Annotated in this window: 12 protein-coding genes; all 12 read right to left on the bottom strand. The window is 39.0% G+C overall.

All coding sequences use genetic code 11. The features are described from left to right. Positions 1 to 127: 127 nt before the first annotated feature. The 12 genes from BOW57_RS05105 to BOW57_RS05160 all read right to left on the bottom strand — a co-directional run bounded on the left by BOW57_RS05105 (position 128) and on the right by BOW57_RS05160 (position 12,197). On the bottom strand, positions 128 to 667 hold the full coding sequence (locus tag BOW57_RS05105) for a DUF3347 domain-containing protein (RefSeq protein ID WP_072953512.1): 540 nt from the start codon (positions 665 to 667) through the stop codon (positions 128 to 130). 18 nt (positions 668 to 685) lie between these two features. Further along, entirely contained in the window at positions 686 to 1,900 is a 1,215-nt protein-coding gene (locus tag BOW57_RS05110) for an efflux RND transporter periplasmic adaptor subunit (protein ID WP_041515712.1), read from the bottom strand. A gap of 3 nt (positions 1,901 to 1,903) precedes the next feature. Beyond that, positions 1,904 to 3,244 carry an efflux RND transporter periplasmic adaptor subunit gene (locus BOW57_RS05115; RefSeq protein WP_041515713.1) on the bottom strand — a complete coding sequence of 447 codons (1,341 nt, stop codon included), beginning with the start codon at positions 3,242 to 3,244 and terminating at the stop codon, positions 1,904 to 1,906. After that, the gene (locus BOW57_RS05120) at positions 3,222 to 4,472 is read right to left on the bottom strand and encodes a TolC family protein (protein WP_240475519.1); all 1,251 of its coding nucleotides are present in this window, start codon (positions 4,470 to 4,472) and stop codon (positions 3,222 to 3,224) included. Before BOW57_RS05120 ends, BOW57_RS05115 begins: the two co-directional genes overlap by 23 nt. Next, complete coding sequence (locus BOW57_RS05125) at positions 4,456 to 6,390, bottom strand: efflux RND transporter permease subunit (RefSeq protein ID WP_008463755.1); 1,935 nt, start codon at positions 6,388 to 6,390, stop codon at positions 4,456 to 4,458. Before BOW57_RS05125 ends, BOW57_RS05120 begins: the two co-directional genes overlap by 17 nt. Then, positions 6,377 to 7,687, bottom strand: coding sequence for an efflux RND transporter permease subunit (locus BOW57_RS05130; RefSeq protein ID WP_008463756.1), 1,311 nt, complete (start codon positions 7,685 to 7,687; stop codon positions 6,377 to 6,379). The genes BOW57_RS05125 and BOW57_RS05130 overlap by 14 nt, the downstream gene beginning before the upstream one ends. A 4-nt stretch (positions 7,688 to 7,691) precedes the next feature. Continuing rightward, entirely contained in the window at positions 7,692 to 8,162 is a 471-nt protein-coding gene (locus BOW57_RS05135; protein ID WP_008463760.1) for a heme-binding domain-containing protein, read from the bottom strand. Between the two features lies 1 nt (position 8,163). Beyond that, positions 8,164 to 8,676, bottom strand: a complete 513-nt coding sequence (locus BOW57_RS05140; RefSeq protein ID WP_008463761.1) for a DUF3347 domain-containing protein — start codon at positions 8,674 to 8,676, stop codon at positions 8,164 to 8,166. A gap of 239 nt (positions 8,677 to 8,915) precedes the next feature. Further along, positions 8,916 to 9,608, bottom strand: a complete 693-nt coding sequence (locus tag BOW57_RS05145; protein ID WP_008463762.1) for a DUF3347 domain-containing protein — start codon at positions 9,606 to 9,608, stop codon at positions 8,916 to 8,918. Between the two features lie 131 nt (positions 9,609 to 9,739). After that, positions 9,740 to 10,810 carry a hypothetical protein gene (locus BOW57_RS05150; protein ID WP_008463763.1) on the bottom strand — a complete coding sequence of 357 codons (1,071 nt, stop codon included), beginning with the start codon at positions 10,808 to 10,810 and terminating at the stop codon, positions 9,740 to 9,742. Between the two features lie 14 nt (positions 10,811 to 10,824). Further along, the gene (locus tag BOW57_RS05155; RefSeq protein ID WP_008463764.1) at positions 10,825 to 11,676 is read right to left on the bottom strand and encodes a DUF3347 domain-containing protein; all 852 of its coding nucleotides are present in this window, start codon (positions 11,674 to 11,676) and stop codon (positions 10,825 to 10,827) included. A 149-nt stretch (positions 11,677 to 11,825) separates the two neighbouring features. Beyond that, complete coding sequence (locus BOW57_RS05160) at positions 11,826 to 12,197, bottom strand: hypothetical protein (protein WP_035690951.1); 372 nt, start codon at positions 12,195 to 12,197, stop codon at positions 11,826 to 11,828. Positions 12,198 to 12,379 lie beyond the last annotated feature (182 nt).

The following is a 12,379-nucleotide window of genomic DNA, read 5'->3' on the forward strand; positions in this document are numbered from 1 at the left end:
AGTGTTTTTTTTTGAAGCTAATATGTATTTTAAACTTGTTTCAAATGGCTTGTTTCTCATCAGCTGTTTCAACCAATTGTTTAACACTAAAAAATAATTACAAACCGTCTTCAATCTTAGATTCTGATTATTTAATTGTTTCTTTCACCTCACCACATTTAAGCATTTTTTCTCCAAAGTAAGGGTTACGCACTTCTTTGGTAGTACTAATCCATACTGCCCCTTTATTATCAAAAGCCATTGGACAATAGTGCACATACAGCTCAGCGTCAGCCATTCCTGCTTTCTTCAGCAAGCCAACCATTTCATTACTTAGTTGAGAATAAGCTACTCGCTGCTTTTCAATATCCGGAGCTGAAACGATTGCCCCAGCACTTGTAACAAGATTACTGTTGGCGCTGATTTTTTGCGCTCCCGCCTCAATCGCATTAGCTGCCAGTTTTGCCTCTGCGATATTACCTTGAGTAAGGGCAACTGTTAAATGAGTATACTGGCTGTAAATTGCGTTTAAAAGATCATCATTTATCTTTACTTCGGATTCCTTAGTAATTGCGACTGACGTTTTCTTATTCTGTGGAATCTCTTTCTTTTTGTTTTCATTATTACCACAGGCAATAAGCAACAAGATTGATAATATGGAGATTCCTGATTTGATTAATTCTTTCATTATTTGCTTGATTAATTATTACATTTTCATTCCTGACATTGGGTTTTTGCCTTTTTTTAATATAAATTCACTGTACAAGAGATAGGCGCCAGTTGCAACCACAATATCACCTTTTGTTAAGCCACTGGTAATTTCGACTTCATCGAAGGTTTCAGAACCAATAGCCACCATTCTAGGCTGATATTTGCCTTTTTCAATTTCAATCCACACATGTGTACCGCTGCCGTCTCTTATTACGGCATCTACAGGTATGGTTAATTTCATTTTTTGTTCTGATGAAGGCAGTAAAACAATTGCCTGTTGACCTGCCTGCCATTGCTTGTTTGGATTGGCAATAGCACCTCGCAGCTGTATGAGCTGTTTGCTTGTCTGCAGGGCAGGATTTATAAAATCTACTGTCATTGTTTGGGGCTGATCTTCATAACCCGAGACTATAACTTTTACTTTTTGGCCTATTTTAACTTTACCAGCATCTGCGGGATAGACATCAGCTTCGACCCATAAACGGGTATAATCTTCCAGTTTCATAATAGAGCCTCCTTCTGCTACATATTGGCCTTCTGTTATGGAAAGTTCTGCAACTATTCCTGAATCCGGGGCATAATAAACAACATAAGGAGAAGCTTTTTGTTTTTTTAATAATTCATTAAGCTGTGCTTCAGATTGTCCATATAATAATAGTTTTTGTTTTGCAGCATTTTTTATTTGGGCAAATCGTTTATCCTCAGTAAAGCTTGCAGCCTGTGCCGTAGCTAGAAGGTACTCCTGCTGCAGGGCTGAAAGCTGCTCTGAATATATTTTGTACAAAGGCTGGCCTTTTCGAACGGGAACACCAGTTTCTTTTACATACAACTCTTCAATCCTTCCTGCCACACGACTTGAAATGTAAATAGTTTGCTCAGGGTCAGTAACCAAACGTCCGTTAAGATGAGAAGAATTTGAAAATTCATTTTCCCCAGCAGTTATTGTAGTCAGATTAGCTAGTGCCTGCTGGCTGGGTCCCAAGGTTAGAAAGTCCTGTGCGTTGTTTTTTTCGAAAGGCACTAAATCCATTCCACAGATCGGGCATGAGCCGGGGCCATCTTTTACAATTTGCGGATGCATGGGGCAGGTATAGGTTTGAGCTTTTTCCTGACTGGTTTTTTTTTCTTCTTTTTGGGCACATGCTGTAAATAGAAGTGGAAAAACCATTGCAATGAGCAAAATAGTACGAATTATTAGTTTATTGTTCATGGCTTAATTTTTTAATTTATTTTCTGAAGCTGTCTTGATAAAACTCTCACTGTCTATCATATAAGCCGCATTACTGGCGATATTCCAATTATTGATGTCTTGGTCTATTAGCACCATTCCATCACCATTATTTTTCGTTTTAACTTCTCTGGGAACAAACACGTCCTGCTCTTTTTTGAAAACGATGGATTTATTTCCTAAATTAAGAACGGCGCTTTGTGGAAGCCACCAGCCTTTACTGACAATAGGAATGGCTGCAGTTACTAATTTTCCGGTCTGAAATTTATTATCCTGCAAATAAATTCGGGCTATGGTAAAGTTGCTTCCCTCTTTAAAGACGGGTTGAATGAGTCCGATAGTACCAGTATACACGGTTTGCTTATCTGAGGGTTCATAAAACACCAACTTTTGTCCTTTTTTAATCTGGGATGATACCGATGGATCAAAAGCAAACTCAGCGATAAGGTTTTTGTTGGTATATATTGTAAAAAGAGATTGTCCTGCACCAACATATTGTCCTTCTCTTAGCATAATAGCAGAGGAAGCAGGGGCAGATGCGCTGCTATTTGATGCTGCACTGCTACTTGAACCCATTGCGCCCATACCATCATCTGACGGTGCGCTTTGAGGCGAAGCCGCAGGAGCTGTTGCAGAAGCATTTGCCGCTCCCGTGTTGTCTAAGATGTACCCGGTGGCATTACTGTAAACAGGAATGCGATAGGAGATTTTACCTGTTTTTAATACCTGTTGAATTTGCCCCTGTTGCATACCCAGCAGAGAGAGTCTGTCTTTTGCTTTTTGAAGCATCGGATTGTTTGGGTCAGATTGATAAATAAATAACAACTCTCTTTGCGCGGCAGCCAGATCAGGGGAATAGATTTCCATGATTAACTGTCCTTTTTTTACGGGCTGATAATTGTACTTAATCAGCAGACGCTCAATCCTTCCGCTTACCCTGCTGGAGATACTGGTCTGCTCGCGGGTATCGTAGGTAATAATTCCCTGTACCTGCATAGAGAATATTTTAGTACCCTCGTCAGGTTTTATGACAGATATGTTTGAAACAACTTGTTCGTTAACTGGTTTTAAAAGGTGTTTCAGGCTGCTGTCTATAGCTGTTTCCGTTCCAGGAGTGTGTCTTGCAACCAATTCCATCCCGCATATTGGGCAGCTGCCGGGCTTATCCTGAATAACTTCGGGATGCATTGGACAAGTATATTCCTGATTTGTACTATGCTGATGTGCGGGCTTACTGTTATGCTCTGTTTTCTTGTTACAGGCTGTCAATACTAATATCGAAACGAATAACAATCCGACTAACTTAGCGATAGAGTTCTTTTTCATAATCGACAATCATTTGATATAGTTTTAATTTTTCATCTAATAAGTTATTCTGCAGCATATTTAAAGCTTCCCAGGAGTCAATTACTACAGGAATCTGCAGTTTGTTTTCCTGATAGTTCAGAAAGTTTACATCCAGCGATTTTTGCATTGAAGGGATTATTTTTGTTTCGAGTCCCTGGATTCTTTTTTGCATGGTCAGTATTTCATATTGCATACCATATAACATACCCTGGGTTTCCTGCAGCATGGCGGATTTCTCTTTCTCCATTGCCTGTACATTATATTGCATTGCTTTAACATCTGATTTATACATTTTTGATGACCATGGAGCAATAGGAATAGACATCATTGCCATTACCGAATAGGCTTTGGGCATCATTTTATCGAAAGAATTCATGTGGTCAAACTGGATTTTAAAAGAGGGATTTTTCTCCGCTTTCATCGCCTGAATACTGAGCTGCATCGATTCAATTCCCGCATCCATCTTTTTAATATCTCCCCGCACAGCAGCAAGACTTGTGGTGTCGTGCAAAGCAGGGTTGAAGACAGGAATAATACTTGTGTCGATTGAAAAATCAGCATTGCCAGGCTGGTTCATCAAGCTGTTGAGCCATGCTCTTGCTTTTGCGATTTCACCTTCCTGCATGCGGATCATATTTTTGTTCTCTTCAATCCTTGCGTCAATCTTGTATACATTACCCAATTGCGACTGATTGTAAGGATAGCGTACTTCCTCAATCTTTTTCATGGTCAACATTATCTTTTCGTTCTGATCCAAAACTTTCATTCGCTCTTCGGCTACCATCCAGCTGTAGTAGAGCTGTTTGGCCTGCGCTTTATAGTCGTTAAGGGTAACGGTCCGCGTAGCGTTCTCAATATTTCCTTGGGACTGGATAAATTTTTTCTTCTTGTTTAGCTTTCCTATATTGGGGATATCTTGTTCAACTCTGAACATTAAAGATCCTTTGTCGCGGTCATCCATAACTTCCTGAAAAGGATAGGGTGTCATAAATGTCCCAACACCCACCATTGGTGCCATCCATGCCGTTGCGGCATCAGCACTATATTTGTACCCTTCAGCCTTTAGGCTATAGCTTTGCAGGAGCACGTTTTTTTTATCAATCCTGTGAAGGATTGTATCAAGAGACAAGACCTGTTGGGTCTGGCTCAATAGCTGTAATGGCAGTAAAAGCAATAGTACTGCCAGTATTTTAATGTTTGACATCATGTACTTCAAGTTTGCCATATTTTCGTAATTCATATTCTTTAGACATTAGGAAAATAAGCGGGGTTACTAATAAGATATGTACGGCAGAGGTAAATACGCCGCCAATCATAGGCAATACGATTGGTTTCATTACATCCATTCCGACACCATTGGACCAAAGGACAGGCACTAATCCAAATAATGAGACACAGACGGTCATTAGTTTTGGGCGTAATCTCTTTGCGGCGCCGTGTACCACATATTCTCTGAGATCGTCTTTAGTAATGGTTTCTCTTGAATTACCTTTGGCCTTGATAAGCTGCTCCATTGCATCATTGAGATAGATAACCATCACAATTCCGGTTTCCACGGCAATACCAAACAAGGCTATAAAACCTACAGCTACTGCCACTGATAGATTGACATCCCAGAAAAAAATTATATAGGCACCTCCAATCAAAGCAAAAGGCACTGTTATAAGACTTAAGAAGGCTTCTCTAAGGGAATTAAAGGCAAAATAGAGGGAGAAGAAAATAATAAGCAATACTATCGGTGCAATGATTTTAAGGGTCTTTTCTCCGCTGATCAGGTTCTCATATTGTCCGCTCCATTCTATAAAGTACCCTTCGGGAAGTATATTTTTGGCACTTTCTAATTTTTTCATAGCTTCTTGTACGGTTCCCCCCATATCACGATCACGTATGTTGAACATGACTGCCCCGCGAAGGAGTGCATTTTCTGAACTAATCATTGGAGGGCCATCTACGAATTTAATATCGGCAACAGAAGATAGGGGCACCTCTCCAAAGGTTGGAGACTGCAGGGGAATGCGTTTAATGCGTTCTACGCTATTTCTATAGTCCTGTGCCATACGAACGCTTATTGAAAATCGTCTTCGTCCTTCAACGGTATTGCCGATGGACGCTCCTCCTAAGGCAAATTCCACGGTTTGGTTTACGTCATCTACAGTGAGTCCATAACGGGCCAGTTCGGAACGATTGACATCAACATCCAGGTATTTGCCACCAGTAATAGGATCCACAAATAAGTCAGACACTCCAGGGGTTCCCTCTAAAGCCATTTTTACTCTTTCTGATACTCGCGCAATGGTATCGAGATTTTGACCGTAGACTTTAATACCCACGTCGGTACGAATTCCTGTAGCGAGCATATTGATACGGTTGATGATAGGCTGTGTCCAACCGTTTACCACACCCGGGATCTGCAGTTTGGTATCGAGTTCCTTAATAATGTCTTTTTTGTCTATTCCTTTACGCCATTCTGATTTTGGTTTTAGCATGATAATGGTCTCAATCATGCTCATTGGGGAATTATCGGTAGCTGTATTAGCCCGTCCGGCTTTGCCTAAAACACTTTCTACTTCGGGAACTGATTTTATTATTTTATCCTGTACCTGCAAGATGCGTTTGATTTCTCCATTGGATACATCAGGCAGGGTAACAGGCATAAATAAAATGCTCTGCTCATCCAGTGGGGGCATGAACTCTGTTCCCAGCCGCATCAATAATGGAATGGAAATCAATAACGCCAAAATATTAACCGTAAGGGTTGTTTTTCTCCATTTTAGGACCCAGCGTATGATAGGCTCATAACCTTTTTCCAAAAAACGATTTACGGGATGTGCATCAGTTGGACGGAATTTCCCTTTCATAAAAAAAGAGATCAGTACCGGAGCTAATGTAAGTACCAACAAGGCATCCACAATCAGTATGAAAGTTTTTGTATAAGCCAAGGGATGGAATAGCTTTCCTTCCTGTCCGGTAAGCATAAATACAGGCAGGAAAGAAGTAATTATAATTATGGTGGCAAAGAATACCCCGCGAGAAACCTGCTTGCTGCTTTTCTCAATTACTTTAAGCCTTTCCTCTTCGGATATCCACTGTGTTTTTTTGCGAAATATATTTTTAATTCTTTTCATCAGAGTTTGTTTCAGTTTTTTGTTCGGATTCCCATTGTGCATACCGTTGTGAGAGATGCTGGTAGGCATTTTCACTCATAATAATACCGTTGTCAACTATTACCCCAATGGCAAGTGCGATACCGGTAAGGGACATGATATTGGAGGATATTCCAAAGGCATTTAGAAGTATGAAACTCGCGGCAATTGTAATTGGGATCTGGATTATGATACTTAATGCGCTGCGCCAATGGAAAAGAAAAATAATAACGATAAGCGAAACCACAATCATCTCTTCAATTAAGGTGCGCTTAACCGAATCAATAGACTCTTTGATCAGATGCCCTCGGTCATATACAATATTGAATTTTACCCCTTTAGGAAGCCCTTTTGCGACTTCTTTCATCTTTTCTTTCACATTATCAATAACGGCATCGGCGTTTTCACCGTAACGCATCACGACGATGCCTCCAACAGCTTCGCCTGTACCATTATGATCAAAGATTCCCAATCGGGTTTCTCCGCTCATCTGGACTGTTCCTATATCGCTGACTTTTATAGGGATACCATTCTGGTTTTTCAGTGGAATATCCTCAATTTCTTTTATGGATTTCAGATAACCGGATGTCTTAATGATATAGCCAATATCACTCATGTCGAATTTTCTTCCGCCGCTTTCGTTATTATTGGCTCGTACGGCGCTTATAACCTCAGGGACAGACAGCTTATAATATAGCAGTTTGTTTGGATCAATGGTAACCTGGTATTCTTTTTGAAATCCTCCAAAAGAAGCAATTTCACTTACTCCGGGGACATTTTGCAAAGCAAATTTGACATACCAGTCCTGCAGTGCCCTTTGTTCGCCAAGGTCAATGCCGGGAGCGTCCAAAGTATACCAGAGTATATGGCCAACTCCGGTTCCATCGGGTCCCAATTGCGGTGCAACTCCTTTGGGCAGGGTGCTGCTAATTGTACTGAGCCTTTCCAGTACTCTTGATCTTGCCCAGTATACATCAACATCATCCTCAAAAATGACATAGATAAAACTCATTCCAAACATGGAAGCAGCCCTTACATATTTAATTTTAGGCAATCCCTGAAGGTTGGTAACCAAGGGATAGGTGATCTGGTCTTCAACGAGCTGTGGAGCACGTCCCATCCATTCTGTAAAAACGATTACCTGATTTTCAGATAGATCTGGAATAGCATCAATAGGATTTTTTTGAATAGAGATAATACCCCAAACAAATATTCCTGCTGATAATAGTAATATGATGAAACGGTTGCGCAGGGACCATTCTATTAATTTGTGTACCATAGATTTAATTTATTTTTGAAAGACTATCACTTACTTTTTCAATCCAATTGAGTAGCTGTTCTTTCTGAACAGTATTCAGTACTGCATCTTTATGGATCAGCGTATAGGAAGCCAAAGGCATTTGATTGGCTTTTATCTGCTTGGCAATTCGGTCTAATTTATTTTCCTGTTTTCGTTTCGAATAACTTCCCCATTGGCTGAAATTCAAATTTTCTTTTCCTTCCTTGATATGTCCTTCCATAAAGGTACGTGCCGGCTGGATGTAGGAGTACCATGGATATTGCGTGTTGCTGCTGTGACAATCGTAACAAGAAGTCTTAAGAATCGTTTGTATATTTTTGGGAATGGGATAGACTTTTGAAATGTGAATTGGTAAAACCTGCCCGTAATCGGAATTGCGGGCAGGCTGATACAATTGCATCAGTAGAAAAATAATTAACCCAATAAAAAGAATCTTTCTGATGAACCGTTTCATTTTACAATTGTTTTTTCATTGAACCGCAGGTAAGCATTTTAGAACCATAGTAAGGGTTTTTTATCTCTTTTGTTTCACTGATCCAGATAGCTCCTTTTCCACCATCATACATAGGGCAAGAATCCTGATATAGTGTTTTTGCAGCTCCAAAAGTTTTGATCAAATCATTTATGTCTTTACTCAATAGAGCGAAATGCTCTCTTTGATGCTCAATATTACCGCCATTGGCCCCAATATGTTCTGCATGCTCTTTGGCATCGTCAGCTATATCAAGATATTCAGCTTTGGATTTTGGATTTATCGATTTTACATTTGTGGTTTTGAAAGCCGAATACAGTGCCTTGCCAGCTTTAGCGGCCCCGTTGCTGTCATCTTTTGCGAGTGCATTTTTTAACGCTAAATAATCTGCAACAATTTGCTGAGTTGAAAATTTTGCTTCTGTTTTTTTGCTTTGCGCATTGCCAGAAACCATTACGCATACCATTAATATGGCTGAAAGAATTGTATTTTTCATTTTAATTATATTTTAAATTGTTTAAAAAATAGGTTGCTATTGATTTTTTTTCTAAATATCTATTGGACTGTCTACACAATAAACACATGGGAAATAAGTGAATATTCAGCAAAGAGTATCGCACGGCGTAGTCTAAAAAAATTAGATACATTTCAATAAATTATGAACATCATTAGTCACGAGAAAATTGAGTGGTCATTATGTAAACAGCCCGATAAATTTATTAGTACTTAGCTGTACTATAGTTCTTTTTTCATAGAACCACAGGTTAACATTTTTTTTCCTTGATATGGGTTTTTGATCTCCTTGGTTTCGCTTATCCAAATAGCTCCTTTTCCGCCATCATACATAGGACAAAAGTCCTGATACAATTTTTGTTCTGATTTGAAAGATTTTATCAAATCATTCATGTCTTTACTTAACACGGCAAAATGCTCTCTCTGGTGTTCAATATTTCCGCCGTTAGCTCCAATATGTTCTGCGTGTTCTTTGGCATCATCAGCAATATCAAGATATTCTGCTTTTAATTTCGCATCTATCGAATTGGGATTTACACTGTTAAAAACTGCATATAATGCCTTGCCTGCATCTGCAGCTCCTTTTGTATCATCTTTGGTTAATGCATTTTTTAGGGACAGATAATTACTCACGATTTCGTTTATAGAAAATGTTCCTTGAGCAGTCTGGGCTGTTTCTACTTCTGCACTTTTTCCGGCCGTTTCCTTTACTGGCTCGGTTAATTCCATTCCGCATTTGGAACATTTGTCTCCTTTTTTTCCTGTAATTTCAGGATGCATGGAACAGGCATACAATTGCGAGTCATTCTGAGCTGTCCCGGAAGCCGCTTCAGGAGCTGCAGTTTCTTTGTTTTTTGAATTACAAGCTGTAAGTACAATTGCCATTACAAGGGTTGAGAAAATTAGTTTTTTCATTTTTTTTAGTTTTTATCTCTAATGAATGTTTTTTTGTCTAACATTCCTTTGTTTGAGTGTTATAAGAATTATTCTTTTTTTGATTGCAAATCCAATCTCTATTTTGCCTTTTAAATGCCTTTATATCAGATTTATATTTTCAGCACCAATCCGTTGGGTTTTCTACCGACATTAATCGTTTTAGAGACCGTATGGTTTGATACATTAACAACAGAGACCGTATTGGCGGTCTGATTGGTCACATAGGCAGTATTTCCATCTGCTGTAAATGTTATAGCATGTGCACCGGCACCAGTAGTGAATACACCTCCATGAACCCACATCATCTTAGTCTGGTCCCAGGTCCAATAATGGACTTTTGCATTGACAGGATCACTTACCCAAAGTTCTTTCTTATTTCCATTGTGAGACGCTATTCCAGGCATAAATCCTAGATCAATGGTTTGGCCTACGGCATCGGTTGCCACATTGATTACCGAGATAGATTGCCCGTCTTCATTATCAACATACATTCTGGCGTCAGTTCCTGTCCAGGCACCCACAGGGTTTTTTCCCACAGCAACTGTGGCTGTAACCTGCTTGGTTGCGGTATTTATAACTGACACAGTATTGTCATCTCCATTAGCAATATAAGCCTTAGTCCCATCAGAAGAAAAGGTAAGCTCAGCGGGCATCATGCCAACTGCAATGGTGCTTTTCAATGCGTATGTTAAGGCGTCATAAACCAGAACTTTTCCATTGATGTCCATTTGCGGCACCCAGATTTCTGAACCATTTGGGCTGTATATTGTGTTGTGGTTCATCATTGGCAGGCTGATATTTTTTACTGTTGCCCCACTGGCTGGGTCAATTACAAGGAGTTTACCTGTCATTCCTCCCATACCTGCGGTATGGCCTGCAGAGAAGTCCATTCCGGGTACACCGATAGCCAGATGATTGGAATGTAAAGAAATGTGGTGCGGCCACATGATCATATCGTTGCCGCTGCCCATTAGGCTTAAGGTTTCTGTAACTTCATTAGTTTCCAATTTGATTACTGAAATTGTGCCGTCCTGACCATTGACCACATAAGCGGCAGGATAGTTTATATTCAGTTTTGGATCGGACATATTCATATCATCCATTTTACTGCAAGAAAACAGCGAAACGGTCCCTAAAATTAAAACTCCAAGCATTGAACTAACGGTTATTATATTTTTCATTTTTTGATTTGGGATTATTTGATTGTTTCTATAGTTGATCCACAGCTTAACATCTGTGAACCGTAATACGGATTCTTGATGCCGCTTTCTTTGCTGAGCCAATTCGCATCAACCATTGGACAATGATTATAATAAACCGGCTGCGGCTGATCAGCAGTTTTTATAAGATCGTACGTGTTTTTGGAAAGGCTTTTAAAGGATTCCCTTTGCTTTTTTACATCTTGGTTTTCAGAAATATTTGTGGCATCTGAAGCTAAACTTTTCATTGCATTCATCCATGCAGTATGTTCTTTTGGCTTTAGGTTCTCCATTTTAATAGCATTGATTGCAGTAAGGAGCTCTTTAGATTTCAATGCGGCAGTTTTAGCATCTGTTTTCACCAAAGCATCTTTTACATCAAAGTAGCTGTCGAAAATTGCTTTAAAAGGACTGTTTTCTTGTGCATCTGCAGGAACTGCGGCTGTATGCTGTGAATGATCCATTTTACCCATATCCATTTCGGATTTTTTTATTGGAGCCGCCATATTTGTTCTTTCATATTGGCAGCATTGTGGAAGTTTTGCATAGGCGTCACCAGGAGCTAAGAACTGGTCGCTGTCATATCCTGCTAAGGCAATTCTTTTCAGGACTTCATCCTGATTTGTTTTCTTCTCATCATAGGTAATAGCCGCTATTTTGGTGTTTTCATTCCAGTTTACCGAAGCGATATTTTTGATGTTTCCTGCTTTTTCAATAGCAGTTTTGCACATTAAACAATTACCATAAATTTTTGCATTTATGTTTTTTGCATTTTTTATAGGTGCGCCAAACACTATGACTGACAGCAATAGAGTGATTGCCATCAATCCTTTTTGAATTGATTTCATTTTAAAATGTATTTGAAGTGAATATTGCTTTTGAGAAATAATTGCATACAAGAACTGTATAGAGAATTATTCTACAAAAAGCGAAAAATAAAAAAATGAAGCAGTTAGGCTTCCTTTTTTGACACACGTATGGCTGTCAAAAAAGGTATTTAGCTTATTTTAGGGATAAGCCAGATAGTATAGAAACCAGAGAGAATGGAGGTTTCTGAACTGTGGAATTTTTGTTTTTTAGAAAAAACACTTATAGTGATGTTTTTAAAGTCAAGTTGGTTAAAGAAAGTAATTCCTCCGTTACAGATTGAGACACAACCGCATGACTTGTGCCCACATTTATGACCGCAGCAGCCATCATTATTTTTTTTGGAATGACTGCCATCTTTCGAGCAGCAATCATTGTCATGATTTTTGGAAGCTTCTTTAGTATAAGAAATCTTTCCAGAAAGTTTTCCACAAGCAAAAGTAGCCATTGGCATCAAGAAGAAACCTAAGGTAATAATTACTATGATGTGGAATCTTTTCATAAGACATGTAAAATCGTAAACAAAGATAATTATAAAAATATCTCTGTTTATAAATGAAATGTTAAAATTGTTATTTTTTCATAGTTTATTTAGAAATGGATTTTTCTTCCCCTGTTTAATAGTCTGCATTGAAGGCAGTACGCTATTGAACAGTAATTATTTTTTTTTGATTTGAACAATCT

This window comes from Flavobacterium sp. YO64 (assembly GCF_004119505.1).
Classification (GTDB): domain Bacteria; phylum Bacteroidota; class Bacteroidia; order Flavobacteriales; family Flavobacteriaceae; genus Flavobacterium; species Flavobacterium oncorhynchi.